We start from the raw sequence: 13,757 nt of genomic DNA, 5'->3' as shown, positions 1-13,757 counted from the left end.
CGCATTCTCCGGGGCTCCGCCCGTTCGTGCCTCAAACGCTCCGCCGGAGCGTTTGCCGGAGCAAAGGCCCCGGAGCGGCCCTTACCCCTTAACCGCCTTCACGATCTTCTCGGCCCCGTCTTTCAGGTTGTCTGCCGCGATCACGTCCAAGCCAGAGGTATTGATGATCTCTTTGCCTTTCTCGACATTGGTGCCTTCCAGACGCACGACCAGCGGAACCTGCAGGCCGACCTCTTTCACGGCCGCCACAACGCCCTCGGCGATCACATCACAGCGCATGATGCCGCCGAAGATGTTGACCAGAATGCCTTTGACGTTCGGGTCCGAGGTGATGATCTTGAACGCCTCGGTCACTTTCTCTTTAGTGGCACCGCCACCCACGTCGAGGAAGTTGGCAGGCTCGGCCCCGTACAGTTTGATGATGTCCATCGTGGCCATCGCCAGACCGGCACCGTTCACCATGCACCCGATCTCACCATCCAGCGCGATGTAGTTCAGGTCGTATTTCGAGGCTTCGAGTTCCTTGGGGTCTTCTTCGGTCTCGTCGCGCAGTTCAGCGATATCGGGGTGGCGGTAGACCGCGTTGCCGTCGAAACCAACCTTGGCGTCCAACACTTTCAGATCACCCTTGTCCGAGACAATCAGCGGGTTGATCTCCAGCATCTCCATGTCCTTCTCGACGAAGGCGGAGTAAAGCTGGCTCATCAGTTTGACGCATTGTTTGACCTGTGCGCCTTGCAGACCCAGCGAAAATGCGATGCGGCGGCCGTGATAAGGTTGATAGCCGGTGGCCGGATCAACCGAGAAGGACAGGATTTTCTCGGGCGTGGCTGCAGCCACTTCTTCGATATCCATGCCGCCTTCGGTCGAGCAGACGAAGGAAATACGGCTGGTTTGGCGATCCACCAGTAGGGCAAGATACATCTCGGTCTCGATGCTGGAACCGGCTTCGATATAGATGCGGTTGACTTGTTTGCCCGCAGGGCCGGTCTGATGCGTGACCAGCGTGCGGCCCAACATTTTTTTGGCCTCTTCGGCGGCTTCTTCGACCGATTTGGTCAGACGGACACCGCCCTTTTCACCGGCATCAGCCTCTTTGAAGCTGCCCTTGCCGCGGCCGCCCGCGTGGATTTGTGCCTTTACGACCCAAAGGGGGCCATCCAGTTCACCGGCTGCGGTTTTGGCTTCCTCGGCGCGCAGAACCGCGCGACCGTCGGAGACCGGGGCGCCATAGCTGCGAAGAAGCGCCTTGGCTTGGTATTCGTGAATGTTCATCGAAATTGTCCCGTCTGACTACGATTGACCTTTTATAGGGGTGTGTAGGGGACAAGTTTAAAGGCTTTTTTGATAGCAAAGCGGTATTTCACGAAGATTTTCACTATTTGTGATCACAGTATTTTCAGGTGTGATCACAAAAATAAACTGATGTGGAAAGTGATTCGAGCACGCCATCTTCGCGATAGGTAACGCATTCAGAAACCGGTATTTACTCTGTTTGCGCCAACATGTGCGACCGATATGCGACGACACGCGACCAAAAGAAAACCGGCCCAGAATTGGACCGGTTTCAATTTGGATTGGGTCCGCAGCTTACGCCAGAGAGTTGTCGATGCCCTTACATGCTTCGATCAGGCCTTTCACGGCGTTGACCGAGTTGTCAAAGCCAGCTTGCTCTTCTTCGTTGAGCTTGATGTTGACGATCCGTTCAATGCCGCCGGCACCGATCACGGTGGGAACGCCCACATACATGCCGTCAACACCCAGCTCGCCATTGCAAAAGGCGGCGCAAGGCAGAACGCGCTTCTGGTCTTTCAGATAAGCTTCGGCCATTTCGATAGCCGAGGTGGCCGGAGCGTAGAAGGCCGAACCGGTTTTCAGCAGGCCAACGATTTCGGCGCCTCCGTCACGGGTACGCTGAACGATGGCGTCCAGTTTCTCCTGCGTGGTCCAGCCCATCTCGACCAGATCCGGCAAAGGAATACCGGCGACGGTTGAATAGCGCACCGACGGCACCATCGTGTCGCCGTGGCCGCCCAGCACAAATGCGGTCACATCGCGCATGGAGACGTTGAACTCTTCCGACAGGAAGTGAGCAAAACGGCCCGAGTCCAGAACGCCTGCCATACCGCAGACTTTGTTGTGCGGCAGGCCCGAGAATTCGCGCAGCGCCCAGACCATTGCGTCCAGCGGGTTGGTGATGCAGATGACGAAGGCATCGGGCGCGTTGGCGGCGATGCCTTCACCCACGGATTTCATGACCTTCAGGTTGATGCCCAGCAGGTCGTCGCGGCTCATGCCCGGTTTGCGGGGCACACCGGCGGTGACGATGCAGACGTCCGCGCCTGCGATGTCTTCGTAGGACTGGGTGCCCTTCAGCTTGGCGTCGAACCCTTCGGAGGGGCCGGATTCTGCGATGTCCAGCGCCTTGCCTTCGGGGGTGCCTTCGGCGATGTCGAACAGGACGACGTCACCCAGTTCTTTCATTGCAGCGAGGTGGGCGAGCGTGCCGCCGATCTGACCTGCGCCGATTAGCGCGATCTTGGGTCTGGCCATGTGGAATATCTCCGATGGATTTTGAAATCGCGGTTGTGCTAGTCGCTAAAGCGGCAATACGCAAGGGTTTCACGACGTGGCATACAACCGCATACCGTTGCTGGGTCGCTTTGGTTGCGCTAAACGGCCTTTGAGATACGCTTTTTCGGAACCGCCGCATGTTTGAGTTAAATTTTTTGTTTTTTGCGGTGGCGATCCCTGCGGTGATCTTTGCGGGCATTTCCAAGGGCGGTTTTGGGTCGGGCGTCGCCTTTGCTTCCTCGTCGATTCTGGCGCTGATCTTGACGCCGGGACAGGCGCTGGCGCTGATGTTGCCCATCCTGATGGTGATCGATGTTGCCACGTTGAAGCCTTATTGGAAGCGCTGGAGCTGGCCGGATTCGCGCCTGTTAATCCTTGGCGCTGTGCCCGGCATCGCGCTGGGCGCGTGGCTGTACCGCGTGACAGATGACGATTTGTTGCGCCTGCTGATCGGAGGGATCTCGGTTGGGTTCGTGATCTGGCATATGGCGCAAAGCAAGGGCTGGATTCGCGGATTTGCCAACCGGTTGCCGCCCTCGGCCGGGCTGTTTGCGGGGCTGGTGGCCGGGTTCACCAGCTTTGTCAGCCATGCTGGCGGCCCACCCGCCGCCGTCTACCTGCTGTCGCAGCGCCTGTCGAAGACCGAGTTTCAGGCCAGCACCGTGCTGGTCTTCTGGGTGATCAACGCAGCGAAATTTGTGCCCTTCGCCTATCTGGGCCTGTTCACCTGGCACACCGCGCTGGCGGATTTACTACTGACCCCTTTCGCCATTCTTGGCGCGTGGTTGGGCGTCCGGGCACATTTCATGATGTCCGAGCGCCTGTTCTTTGGCATTGCCTATGTGCTTCTGACCCTGACAGGCAGTAAGCTAATTTGGGATGCGCTGACCTAGATGTTGGGCGGCAGCGCCTCGGCCATATCCTCATAGGACTGACCGGACGCGATCAGGCAGGTTACCCCGTCTGGCAGTGTGACAGTGATCGTCCAACTGCCGCTTGCGGCAGAGGCGTAGACCTCCATCACCGCACCCTGACGCGCGATGCCGATAACCTGCCGGGTCTCGCCATAGGTTTCGGTTAGCCGTTTGACCACGTCTTCGCGCGGGGCGCAGGTTCGAGCCTGTACCTGCTGGGCGGCCAGAACCATGATTCCCAGCCCAATTGTCATCGTGAACAGCGTCTTCTTCATCCTTGCACCCTTTCGATTCCATCTGTCTTAAAGGGTGCGGGCCAGGCACCGAAATCCGGTTAAACCAACGCACGTTGCGTCGCGAATGCTGCGATGCGGCGATTTTGCTCTTGAACTTTCCGAAAAAAAATGCCCCATTCTGCGCAACTTTATTTCTTTTTGGAGAGGCCAATGGACCCCCGTCAGCGCCCCTATCGCTCTGTACTGTATATCCCCGGCTCGCGTGATCGGGCGCTGGACAAGGCACGCACCTTGCCGGTCGACGCGATCATCTTTGATCTGGAGGATGCAGTTGCAGCGGATGAAAAAGAGAACGCGCGTGAAACGCTCAAGGCTGCTCTGGCCGCAGGCGGGTACGGCGCGCGGGTCAAGATCGTGCGCATAAACGGGCTGGACACCGAATGGGGTCGCGCCGATGCCGAGGCCGTGCGGGACATGGATGCCGACGTGGTTTTGCTGCCTAAGGTGAACTCGGCCGCTGATGTAGACGCTCTGGCGGCGATCACCGGAGATATCCCGATCTGGGCGATGATGGAGACACCGCGCGGTATGCTGAACGCCGCCGAGATCGCCGCACATCCACTGATGGCGGGTTTCGTGATGGGCACCAACGACTTGGCCAAGGAGTTGCAGACCCGGTTCCGCCCCGATCGCCTGCCGCTGATGACCTCGCTGGGTCTGTGCCTGCTGGCTGCCAAGGCTGAGGGCCTGATCATTGTGGACGGTGTCTATAACGCCTTCAAGGATGATGAAGGTCTGGCCGCAGAATGCACGCAGGGCCGCGATATGGGCTTTGACGGTAAAACCCTGATCCACCCCGCTCAGGTCGAGATCACCAACGCGGCCTATGCGCCCTCGGAGGCGGAAATCGACCTTGCCCAACGCCAGATTTCGGCTTTTGAAGAGGTTGAAGCGCAAGGTCAGGGAGTTGCTGTAGTGGATGGCAAAATTGTTGAAAACCTGCACGTTGCAACCGCCCGCGAAATTCTGGCAAAAGTAGAGGCGATTTCAGCTTTGCAAGCGGGGTAAGCCAGCATGGGCTTTGTTCTTCTGATCCTTGGTGTGGCGCTTTGGTGGGCCGCACATCTGTTCAAACGCGTCGCGCCCGCGCGGCGCGCGGTCATGGGCAATGGTGGTAAAGGTGCGGTAGCACTGGCGCTGGTGGCGGCGATTTTGCTGATGATCTTCGGCTATCGCATGACCGATTTCATCTATGTCTGGGCGCCGCCCACGTTCCTGATCCACGTCAACAACCTGCTGGTGCTGATCGCCATCTTCCTGATGAGCCCCGCGCCAAGGAAAGGCCGCCTGCTGAACAAGCTGCGCCATCCGATGCTAGGCGGGTTCAAGCTGTGGGCCTTTGCGCATCTGCTGGTGAATGGCGATCTGGCCTCGATCATCCTGTTCGGCGGATTGCTGGCCTGGGCCGTGGTCGAAGTGATCGTGATCAACAAGTCCGAACCTGACTGGACCTCCGGCGAACCCGGGACTTACGGCAAAGACGCGATGTTCTTTGTGGCCTCGATCGTTCTGCTGGGTTTCATCGGTTATATCCATGGGCTGGTCGGCCCATCGCCGTTCGGATCGTGAGGGGAATAAGATGGCAAAACTCTATCGTCTGCTGACCGAAGAGGACACCTCGGCCTTTTGCCACAAAGTGTCCGACGCGCTGGCCAAAGGGTGGGAGCTGTATGGCGACCCGTCTTATGCCTTTGACGCCGCCAATAACGTGATGCGCTGTGCGCAGGCTGTAACCAAAGAGGTCGCGGCCGACTATTCACCCGATATGAAACTGGGACAACAATAATGGCAAAAACCAACTCGGGCCGCTTTTTCGAGGACTATTCCGTCGGGCAGGTGCTGCAGCATGCGGTGCCGCGCACCGTAACCGATGGTGAGCGCGCGATGTATCACGCGCTCTATCCAGCGCGTCATGCGCTGTATTCTTCGGATGAGTTTGCCCGAGCCTCTGGCTTGCCGCAAAGCCCGCTGGATGATCTGGCGGCCTTCCACGTGGTGTTCGGCAAGACAGTGCCGGATGTATCGCTGAATGCGGTGGCCAATCTGGGCTATGCCGAGGGGCGCTGGCTGAAGCCGGTCTATGCCGGTGACACGTTGCGGTCGGAATCCGAAGTGATTGGGATCAAGCAGAATTCGAACGGGAAGACCGGGGTGGTTTACGTACGCACCCGTGGCCTGAACCAGCGCGACGAGGCAGTCATGGAGTATGTCCGCTGGGTGATGGTGCGCAAATCAGACCTGTCCGCCCCCGCGCCCCAAGCGGTTGTGCCGCAGTTGAAAAAGGCGTTGGAGCCAAGTGATCTGGTCATTCCGCAGGGTTTGAATTTCTCGAACTACGATTTTGCCCAAGCCGGTGAGGCGCATCGCTGGGGCGATTATGAGATCGGCGAAAAGATCAACCACGTGGACGGTGTCACCATAGAAGAGGCCGAGCATATGCTCGCCACCCGCCTTTGGCAGAACACCGCCAAAGTGCATTTCGACCTGACCTTCCGCCCCGAGGGGCGACTGATCTATGGCGGGCACGTGATCTCGATGGCGCGGGCGTTGTCGTTCAATGGCCTGGCCAACGCGCAGATGATCGTGGGTCTGAACGGCGGTGCGCACGCCAACCCGTGTTTCGCGGGTGACACGATCAAGGCCTGGTCCGAGGTTCTGGACAAGGCCGAAACCGGTGTGCCGGGTGTAGGTGCCATCCGCCTGCGTTTGGTTGCTACGAAAGGCGGCGAACCATTTGAATTGAAAAATGAGGACGGCCGATACATGCCGGGCGTGCTTTTAGACCTCGATTATTGGGCGCTGATGCCAATCTGATCTGTGCGCACATTCATGTGATCGCAGCTCGGCACAATCGTGCTAGGCTGCGCGCATGTTGCTTCGATCCTTAGCTGCCTGCATTCTGCTTTCGCCGCCCGCCTGGGCGTGTGATTTGGCATTGGCGCTTGCGGTGGATGTCTCGGGTTCGGTCGATTCGTCGGAATACCGTATCCAGATGGACGGGCTGGCGGAAGGATTGCGGGATCCCATCGTCTCAGAAGCTTTGGTGCGCGGAAACGCGCGCCTGATGCTGGTTCAGTGGACCGGCGCGTCGCGGCAAAGAATAACCATCCCCTGGACCAAAATCGACAGTTTCGAAACCCTCGACCGGTTTGCTGATCAGGTGGGTGCTGATCCTCGGGTCTGGCGCAACTTCTCGACAGCTATCGGAGAAGCACTTGAGATGACTCTGGTGAATTTTGACGAGGTTGCCACCTGCAAGCGGCATTTGATCGACATCTCGGGTGATGGAATTTCCAATGAAGGGGTTGAGCCGACCGAAATTCACGAGACCCTGCGCCGCCGCGGCGTCACTGTGAATGCCATTGCCATCGAAGAAAGCGAACCCGACCTTACGGCATATTTCTTCGAAAACGTCATCGTGGGTGAAGGTGCCTTTGTGGTGTCGGCCGCCGGGTTCGAAGATTACCCCGAGCGCATCCGCAAAAAACTGCTGCGCGAGGTGACGCAGCAAACCGCTGGATTGGAATAGATTCGAGGCTCGGGCGCTAACATTCCGAGCGCGTGATTAATTTTGTGATCACGTCATTATTTTGCGTGATCACAACTTGCCGATATCTGCCATATTGCGTCAATTTGCGGCTTTTTTGCATGTGCAGCACGTGACAGTGTCGCAAAAACCAGTAAAACGTTCGGTAGCCAACCGAAAAGGAGCCGCCATGGCCGATGTTAATCGGGGCAATCGCCCGCTTTCTCCGCATCTGTCGATCTATCGTCCGCAATTGACCTCGGTCACATCCATCCTGACACGCATCACCGGGAACGCCATGATCGTGGCTGCTTTGCTGATCGTCTGGTGGTTTCTGGCCGCTGCGACCTCGCCCGAGGCATTCGAGCGCGCGAACTGGTGGCTGACGTCGGTTTTGGGCGATCTGGTCATGGCGCTGTCTTTGTGGGGGCTGTGGTATCACACGCTGGCCGGTATTCGGCATCTGATTTGGGACAACGCGATGGGCCTGGATATTCCCACTGCTACTAAATTGGGTTGGGCTGTAGTTGGCGGATCGGTTGTCCTGACCCTTCTGACCCTGATTATCGTTGCTTAAAGGAGGCCAACCATGCGTTATTTGACAGACCGCAAACGCGCAACTGGTCTGGGATCGGCCAAAGCGGGCACAGCCCATTTCTGGCGGATGAAGGTCAGCTCGGTGGCTTTGCTGATCCTTGTTCCGCTGTTCATCTTCACCTTTGGTCCCGTGTTGGGGCAGCCCTACGATGTGGTCCTAGACTATTATTCGCGCCCGTTCCCGGCGATTGTTGCGGCGCTGACATTGGTGATCGGTATGAAACACTTCGCCGAAGGCGCACAGGTGATGCTTGAGGATTATGCCCACGGCACGACCGAGAAGGTCCTGATCATCCTGACAACCTGCCTGTCCTATGGCGCGGCTGCGGCGGGCCTGTTCGCCATCGCCCGCATTGCCCTCTAATTCCCGGAGCTGAAAGAAATGGCTGCATACGAATACGAAACGCATGAATATGACGTGGTCGTTGTCGGCGCCGGTGGGGCGGGTCTGCGGGCCACCCTGGGCATGGCCGAACAAGGGCTGCGCACCGCCTGCGTGACCAAGGTTTTCCCGACCCGCTCGCACACGGTTGCGGCGCAGGGTGGCATCGCAGCATCACTGTCGAACATGGGGCCGGACCATTGGCAGTGGCACATGTATGACACCGTCAAAGGCTCTGACTGGTTGGGCGATACCGACGCGATGGAATACTTGGCGCGTGAGGCCCCCAAGGCAGTATACGAGCTGGAACATTATGGTGTGCCGTTCAGCCGGACCGAAGAAGGCAAGATCTATCAGCGTCCCTTCGGCGGCCACACCACTGAATTCGGCGAAGGACCCGCAGTACAGCGTACCTGTGCGGCTGCTGACCGGACCGGCCACGCGATCCTGCATACACTGTACGGGCAATCGCTGAAGAACAACGCCGAGTTCTACATCGAATATTTCGCCATCGACTTGATCATGTCCGAGGACGGGCAGTGTCAGGGCGTCGTCTGCTGGAAGCTGGACGACGGTACGATGCATGTCTTCAACGCCAAGATGGTTGTACTGGCGACCGGCGGCTATGGGCGCGCCTATTTCAGCGCCACATCGGCCCATACCTGCACCGGTGACGGCGGTGGCATGGTCGCCCGCGCGGGCCTGGCCCTGCAGGATATGGAATTCGTGCAGTTCCACCCGACCGGTATCTACGGCTCGGGCTGCCTGATCACCGAAGGTGCTCGGGGCGAGGGCGGATACCTGACCAACTCGGAAGGTGAGCGGTTCATGGAGCGTTACGCGCCCCAGTATAAAGACCTTGCGCCCCGTGACTATGTCAGCCGGTCGATGACCATGGAAATCCGCGAAGGGCGCGGAGTGGGTGGAGAAGGGGATCACATCCACCTGAACCTGTCGCACCTGCCTGCCGAGGCACTGGCAGAACGCCTGCCGGGCATCTCAGAGTCGGCCAAGATTTTCGCCGGTGTCGACGTGACCAAGGAACCGATTCCGGTTCTGCCAACGGTTCACTACAACATGGGTGGCATTCCAACGAACTACTGGGGTGAGGTTCTGAACCCCACTGCCGATAACCCAACCGCCGTGGTTCCCGGTCTGATGGCTGTCGGCGAGGCCGGATGTGCCTCGGTTCATGGGGCAAACCGCTTGGGCTCGAACTCTTTGATCGACCTTGTGGTCTTTGGCCGCGCGGCCGCGATCCGGGCCGGTAAGGTTGTAGATGCCGAGGCTGCGAATCCGGTACTGAATCAGGCGTCGGTCGATAAGGCGTTTGACCGGTTCGATGCGGCACGCAACGCCAATGGTTCGATCCCGACCGCTGACTTGCGACTTGAGATGCAGAAAACCATGCAGGCTGACGCGGCAGTATTCCGTACCGCCAAGACCATGGCTGAAGGCGTCGAAAAGATGACGGCCATTGCAGCCAAGATGGACGATCTGAAAGTCACCGACCGCTCGCTGGTCTGGAACAGCGACCTGATGGAGACGCTGGAACTGGGCAACCTGATGCCGAGCGCATTGGCGACGATCGTCGGAGCCGAAGCGCGTAAGGAATCTCGTGGTGCCCACGCCCATGAGGACTTTGCCGAGCGCGATGATGAGAACTGGCGCGTTCACACCGTTAGCCGGGTCGAGGGCAACAAGGTCGAGCTCAGCTATCGCCCTGTGATTGCGGACCCGCTGACGACCGAAGCCGAAGGCGGCATCAGCCTTAAGAAAATCGCTCCGAAGGCGCGGACCTTCTGATCGGTTGATCTGTCAAAGCCATCCCGGATTGGGGTGGCTTTTTTGGTTGGCGCGTGTGCGGATCAAACAAGTTCTGACAACGCATTCTTTAACAATCCCGAGACACGCATCGGATCGCGTTGGACGGCGAATTCGAAACAGGCAATCCGTTTCTCATTCAGTTCCGCGTCAGACATCTCCATCATACGCATTATCATACGGATCAACCCGCGGGGGTTTTGCGCAGGGTAAAGCAGATCGTGGCAGGCTTCGGGTGTGGTTTGTTTATGCGCTTCTATATCTGGTCCGATTATCGGCAAGCCGAAGGTTTGCGCCAACATCGCCGTGCCCGAGGTGAAGGTGGTCGTCGATGGCAGCACATAGACATGGGCCTGCGAAAATAGCTGAGGTATTTCGCTGTCGGGTATGCGATCGGCAATGACCGAAACATTGGCGATGCCATCCAGCCGACGCGCCAATCGGCGGCCCTTTCGAAATACACGCCCGGCGATCGAGACGTGAAACGCGTGCCCTCGATTGGTGAGTTTACGGGCCGCGAGGTGAAGCCGGTCCAACTCACGATTGCCGCGCATGGCGCCGAAGGTCAGAAATCGCGTGATCTGGCGGGGTGCGAGGGGACGGGCCATTGAGACTTCGGCATCTTCATAAACTCCCAGATAGCTGGGATGCGGGATCAGGCGCAGTTTTTCAGACTCGGCCCCGTATTCGGATATCATATAGGCCCATGCATGAGGCGTGTGAACGTGGATCAAATCCGCCATTTTCGTCAGGGCACGGCGGTTTTCGGAAAATAGGTCGTTGGCGTCACCATGGCTGTGGGCCTGTTGGTTGTGGATGGTCCAGATCAAGCGGCCACCGTTTTGCTTGAACCGGTCCAAGTGCGCGCGCGCCTGCTGGAATTTTAGCGCATCATCCTCGCCTGATTCTCGAAACAGCCTGTCATCCCAATGTAGGTGGAGAATCCTGTTTTCTTCCTGAAAATCAGGGTGTGCAAATTCTGAAAACTCCACGTTCTTAGATGTGGTCAGATTGAATTCCGGCCCGCAGGCGGAATACATCATTTTCTGATACGGGTTCTTTGTCCCGAAAGGAATATTTGCGACGTTTGTCGGCATTTTTCGGGTTTGCACCTGCTGGAATTCCAAGCCTTTTCACTTCTTGCACGTTTCCCGCGCAAAATCAGTTTGTAAAGGCGAAAATGCCTAATTTTATTGACTGTTTTCAAGGCGAAAAGGTTGGCTTTCCGCCTCTCAAAGTGTATCAACAGGCAGGAATTTAGCGAGGTCGGAAATGGTACAACTCACCCTGCCAAAGAATTCCCGGATCACCACCGGTAAAACCTGGCCCAAGCCGGATGGCGCGACCAATGTGCGCAAGTTTCAGATCTATCGCTGGAACCCGGATGATGGTCAGAACCCTCGGGTGGATACCTATTTCGTCGATATGGACAGCTGCGGCCCGATGGTTTTGGACGCGCTGATCAAGATCAAGAATGAGATTGATCCGACGCTGACCTTCCGCCGGTCCTGCCGCGAAGGTATTTGCGGATCCTGCGCGATGAATATCGACGGGATCAACACGCTGGCCTGTATCTATGGCATGGATGAGATCAAGGGCGACGTGAAGATTTACCCGCTGCCCCATATGCCCGTGGTCAAGGACCTGATCCCTGATCTGACGCATTTCTATGCTCAGCATGCCAGCATTATGCCGTGGCTGGAAACCAAGACCAACCGCCCGGCGAAGGAATGGAAGCAGTCCATCGAAGATCGCAAAAAACTGGATGGCCTGTATGAATGCGTGATGTGCGCAAGCTGCTCGACCTCGTGCCCCAGCTACTGGTGGAATGGTGACCGTTATCTTGGACCCGCCGCGTTGCTGCACGCATATCGCTGGATCATCGACAGCCGCGATGAGGCAACGGGTGAGCGCTTGGATGAGTTGGAAGATCCGTTCAAGCTGTATCGTTGCCACACGATCATGAACTGTGCCAAGACCTGCCCCAAGGGTCTGAACCCGGCCAAAGCGATTGCCGAAATCAAAAAGATGATGGTCGAACGCGCGGTTTGACCCGCGCTGCCATGCTTTGCCGCCTTGCGGTAAGCGCATGGCAAGATTGCAAAATCATGCACTGCGAAGGGTGCTGATCGGGCTTATAGTCTGGTCAGGGAGGAGTGATTGAACCAATTAGGGATCGCTCCGATGGAAAAAAAACCCTCAGAAAAACAAGCCGCTGCGGCAAAAGCACTGGAGTTGCTGGATCAGGCGTGGGCCTACTACATGCCCGAGCCGAACTCGACCCAAGAGCAGCATGAACCAGAGTTATTTGAATACGCAAACGCGGCTTGATCCGCCGATCGGAATGGGCGATGGAAGGCCATGCCCATTCTGTTGCTTTTGCTTGCTGCCGGAGTCTTCGCCTATCTGTTCTGGCGATCCCGCACAACGACTCTGACGCGTGATTGCCGTTGGCGTCAGCACCGCAAAGAAGGGATTTGGACTTGCGCTTTTTGCGGCGCGCGGCAGGAGGGCGAGACCTCTCCTACCGCATGCTTCAAAGGACGAGAGTGACGGTAGGTCCGTCTGGATTCAGGTCTCAGGAAACGCGGCCTGCAAGGCAATTTCGACCATGTCGCCAAAGCTGCTTTCCCGCTCGGACGAGGGGAGCGCCTCACCGGTCAACAAGTGATCAGAAACCGTCAGCACCGCCAGCGCGCGGCATTTATGGCGCGCGGCCAGAATATAAAGCTCGGCGGCTTCCATCTCGACGCCCAGAATGCCGTGGCGCACCATCTGTTCGTTCAGATCGGGCCGTTCGTCATAGAACACGTCCGACGAATAGATGCCGCCCACATGGGTCGGCGTGCCTTTGGCAGCCGCAGCCTGCGCCGCTGCTTGCAACAGGCCCCAATCGGCACAGGGGGCAAAATTCAGCTCTTTCATGATGCCCCGCGAAGGCGTGCTGAGTGTGGTCGACGTCATCGCCAAAATCACGTCGCGGATATTGACGCTGTCCTGCATTCCGCCGCACGAACCGATGCGGATCAGAGTTTTTGCGTCGTAGTCATGGATCAATTCGTTCACGTAGATCGACAGTGATGGCATGCCCATGCCGCTGCCCTGAATCGTAACCGGGTTACCTTTCCACGTGCCGGTGAAACCCAACATGCCGCGCACGTTGTTGACCTGTTTTGCGTCGTCTAAAAAGGTCTCGGCGGCCCATTTTGCCCGATAGGGATCGCCGGGCAACAATACCGTTTCTGCAATTTCGCCTTTTTCAGCGCCAATATGAATTGTCATGTCAGGTCAATTCCAATCAGATTTCCAAATCAGCCATATTGGCGCCGGAATTCAGCGCATCATGCACCCATTGCGGTTTTCGGCCGCGCCCGGACCAGGTTTGATCGGGCGAAGAAGGATTGCGATATTTCGCTTTGGATTTGGCTTGTTTTCCAGTCACAGAACCGCCATCTGACAATTCAGCCAGCGAAAACCCGTATTCCGCCGCTGCTTTTTCAGCAGCTTTCAGAGCTTCTTGCCGCTCTCTTTTCTCTGCCTTTTTCAACGCCTTATCAACATTTTCACGCAGAGCGATCAGCTCTTTGCGCGACATGTTTTCCAGATTGGTTCCCATCTGATTTCCCTTGTATTCGAATCGAATT

General features: G+C 57.5%; 17 protein-coding genes. 11 read left to right on the top strand and 6 right to left on the bottom strand.

Features of this window, described 5'->3' with window-relative positions; genetic code table 11:
• Nucleotides 1–81: 81 nt before the first annotated feature.
• Together sucC and mdh are read right to left on the bottom strand one after the other, a co-directional pair.
• Entirely contained in the window at nt 82–1,275 is a 1,194-nt protein-coding gene (sucC, locus tag ACR3E7_RS11205) for an ADP-forming succinate--CoA ligase subunit beta (RefSeq protein WP_480504491.1), read from the bottom strand.
• A 315-nt stretch (nt 1,276–1,590) separates the two neighbouring features.
• Nucleotides 1,591–2,553 carry a malate dehydrogenase gene (mdh, locus tag ACR3E7_RS11200; protein WP_170772546.1) on the bottom strand — a complete coding sequence of 321 codons (963 nt, stop codon included), beginning with the start codon at nt 2,551–2,553 and terminating at the stop codon, nt 1,591–1,593.
• 158 nt (nt 2,554–2,711) lie between these two features.
• Between mdh and ACR3E7_RS11195 the strand changes: the two genes are divergently transcribed.
• Entirely contained in the window at nt 2,712–3,467 is a 756-nt protein-coding gene (locus ACR3E7_RS11195) for a sulfite exporter TauE/SafE family protein (RefSeq protein WP_480504492.1), read from the top strand.
• On the opposite strand, the gene ACR3E7_RS11190 is transcribed toward ACR3E7_RS11195, so the two are convergent.
• A complete protein-coding gene (locus ACR3E7_RS11190; protein WP_480504493.1) occupies nt 3,464–3,763 on the bottom strand; it encodes a hypothetical protein in 300 nt (99 codons plus the stop codon). The two genes, ACR3E7_RS11195 and ACR3E7_RS11190, sit on opposite strands and share 4 nt — an antisense overlap.
• 171 nt (nt 3,764–3,934) lie before the next feature.
• Between ACR3E7_RS11190 and ACR3E7_RS11185 the strand changes: the two genes are divergently transcribed.
• The 8 genes from ACR3E7_RS11185 to sdhA all read left to right on the top strand — a co-directional run bounded on the left by ACR3E7_RS11185 (nt 3,935) and on the right by sdhA (nt 10,095).
• Nucleotides 3,935–4,792 (top strand): HpcH/HpaI aldolase/citrate lyase family protein, encoded by an 858-nt coding sequence (locus ACR3E7_RS11185; RefSeq protein WP_480504494.1) that lies wholly within the window; start codon nt 3,935–3,937, stop codon nt 4,790–4,792.
• A gap of 6 nt (nt 4,793–4,798) precedes the next feature.
• Nucleotides 4,799–5,353 carry an NnrU family protein gene (locus tag ACR3E7_RS11180; RefSeq protein WP_480504495.1) on the top strand — a complete coding sequence of 185 codons (555 nt, stop codon included), beginning with the start codon at nt 4,799–4,801 and terminating at the stop codon, nt 5,351–5,353.
• A gap of 10 nt (nt 5,354–5,363) precedes the next feature.
• Nucleotides 5,364–5,570, top strand: coding sequence for a DUF1737 domain-containing protein (locus ACR3E7_RS11175; RefSeq protein WP_170751789.1), 207 nt, complete (start codon nt 5,364–5,366; stop codon nt 5,568–5,570).
• A complete protein-coding gene (locus ACR3E7_RS11170) occupies nt 5,570–6,598 on the top strand; it encodes a MaoC family dehydratase (protein ID WP_480504496.1) in 1,029 nt (342 codons plus the stop codon). The genes ACR3E7_RS11175 and ACR3E7_RS11170 overlap by 1 nt, the downstream gene beginning before the upstream one ends.
• A gap of 55 nt (nt 6,599–6,653) precedes the next feature.
• A complete protein-coding gene (locus tag ACR3E7_RS11165) occupies nt 6,654–7,313 on the top strand; it encodes a DUF1194 domain-containing protein (protein ID WP_170789731.1) in 660 nt (219 codons plus the stop codon).
• A gap of 187 nt (nt 7,314–7,500) precedes the next feature.
• The gene (gene sdhC / locus ACR3E7_RS11160; RefSeq protein WP_170772535.1) at nt 7,501–7,887 is read left to right on the top strand and encodes a succinate dehydrogenase, cytochrome b556 subunit; all 387 of its coding nucleotides are present in this window, start codon (nt 7,501–7,503) and stop codon (nt 7,885–7,887) included.
• A 12-nt stretch (nt 7,888–7,899) separates the two neighbouring features.
• A complete protein-coding gene (gene sdhD / locus ACR3E7_RS11155; protein ID WP_170772533.1) occupies nt 7,900–8,271 on the top strand; it encodes a succinate dehydrogenase, hydrophobic membrane anchor protein in 372 nt (123 codons plus the stop codon).
• Between the two features lie 18 nt (nt 8,272–8,289).
• Nucleotides 8,290–10,095 (top strand): succinate dehydrogenase flavoprotein subunit, encoded by a 1,806-nt coding sequence (gene sdhA, locus ACR3E7_RS11150; RefSeq protein ID WP_170772531.1) that lies wholly within the window; start codon nt 8,290–8,292, stop codon nt 10,093–10,095.
• 62 nt (nt 10,096–10,157) lie between these two features.
• On the opposite strand, the gene ACR3E7_RS11145 is transcribed toward sdhA, so the two are convergent.
• Nucleotides 10,158–10,973, bottom strand: a complete 816-nt coding sequence (locus tag ACR3E7_RS11145) for a glycosyltransferase (RefSeq protein ID WP_480504497.1) — start codon at nt 10,971–10,973, stop codon at nt 10,158–10,160.
• Nucleotides 10,974–11,385: 412 nt separating this feature from the next.
• Here ACR3E7_RS11145 and ACR3E7_RS11140 point away from each other — a divergent pair, with 412 nt between their 5' ends.
• Nucleotides 11,386–12,165, top strand: a complete 780-nt coding sequence (locus ACR3E7_RS11140) for a succinate dehydrogenase iron-sulfur subunit (protein WP_170772528.1) — start codon at nt 11,386–11,388, stop codon at nt 12,163–12,165.
• A 132-nt stretch (nt 12,166–12,297) separates the two neighbouring features.
• A complete protein-coding gene (locus tag ACR3E7_RS11135) occupies nt 12,298–12,444 on the top strand; it encodes a hypothetical protein (RefSeq protein WP_170784887.1) in 147 nt (48 codons plus the stop codon).
• 240 nt (nt 12,445–12,684) lie between these two features.
• Here the strand turns inward: ACR3E7_RS11135 and deoD are convergent, their stop codons facing one another.
• Nucleotides 12,685–13,395: a purine-nucleoside phosphorylase gene (gene deoD / locus ACR3E7_RS11130; protein ID WP_480504498.1), complete on the bottom strand. Its 711-nt coding sequence runs from the start codon at nt 13,393–13,395 to the stop codon at nt 12,685–12,687.
• Between the two features lie 16 nt (nt 13,396–13,411).
• Nucleotides 13,412–13,729, bottom strand: coding sequence for an H-NS histone family protein (locus tag ACR3E7_RS11125; RefSeq protein ID WP_170784883.1), 318 nt, complete (start codon nt 13,727–13,729; stop codon nt 13,412–13,414).
• Nucleotides 13,730–13,757: the final 28 nt, after the last annotated feature.

It is taken from the genome of Ruegeria sp. BK1 (assembly GCF_056535645.1).
Note: the sequence above shows the minus strand (reverse complement) of the source record. Positions and strands in the feature narration are given on the sequence as shown.

Coding starts and splice junctions, on each gene's coding strand:
- sucC (WP_480504491.1), bottom strand. CDS start 1,275: ATGAACATTCACGAATACCAAGCCAAGGCGCTTCTTCGCAGCTATGGC.
- mdh (WP_170772546.1), bottom strand. CDS start 2,553: ATGGCCAGACCCAAGATCGCGCTAATCGGCGCAGGTCAGATCGGCGGC.
- ACR3E7_RS11195 (WP_480504492.1), top strand. CDS start 2,712: ATGTTTGAGTTAAATTTTTTGTTTTTTGCGGTGGCGATCCCTGCGGTG.
- ACR3E7_RS11190 (WP_480504493.1), bottom strand. CDS start 3,763: ATGAAGAAGACGCTGTTCACGATGACAATTGGGCTGGGAATCATGGTT.
- ACR3E7_RS11185 (WP_480504494.1), top strand. CDS start 3,935: ATGGACCCCCGTCAGCGCCCCTATCGCTCTGTACTGTATATCCCCGGC.
- ACR3E7_RS11180 (WP_480504495.1), top strand. CDS start 4,799: ATGGGCTTTGTTCTTCTGATCCTTGGTGTGGCGCTTTGGTGGGCCGCA.
- ACR3E7_RS11175 (WP_170751789.1), top strand. CDS start 5,364: ATGGCAAAACTCTATCGTCTGCTGACCGAAGAGGACACCTCGGCCTTT.
- ACR3E7_RS11170 (WP_480504496.1), top strand. CDS start 5,570: ATGGCAAAAACCAACTCGGGCCGCTTTTTCGAGGACTATTCCGTCGGG.
- ACR3E7_RS11165 (WP_170789731.1), top strand. CDS start 6,654: ATGTTGCTTCGATCCTTAGCTGCCTGCATTCTGCTTTCGCCGCCCGCC.
- sdhC (WP_170772535.1), top strand. CDS start 7,501: ATGGCCGATGTTAATCGGGGCAATCGCCCGCTTTCTCCGCATCTGTCG.
- sdhD (WP_170772533.1), top strand. CDS start 7,900: ATGCGTTATTTGACAGACCGCAAACGCGCAACTGGTCTGGGATCGGCC.
- sdhA (WP_170772531.1), top strand. CDS start 8,290: ATGGCTGCATACGAATACGAAACGCATGAATATGACGTGGTCGTTGTC.
- ACR3E7_RS11140 (WP_170772528.1), top strand. CDS start 11,386: ATGGTACAACTCACCCTGCCAAAGAATTCCCGGATCACCACCGGTAAA.
- ACR3E7_RS11135 (WP_170784887.1), top strand. CDS start 12,298: ATGGAAAAAAAACCCTCAGAAAAACAAGCCGCTGCGGCAAAAGCACTG.
- deoD (WP_480504498.1), bottom strand. CDS start 13,395: ATGACAATTCATATTGGCGCTGAAAAAGGCGAAATTGCAGAAACGGTA.
- ACR3E7_RS11125 (WP_170784883.1), bottom strand. CDS start 13,729: ATGGGAACCAATCTGGAAAACATGTCGCGCAAAGAGCTGATCGCTCTG.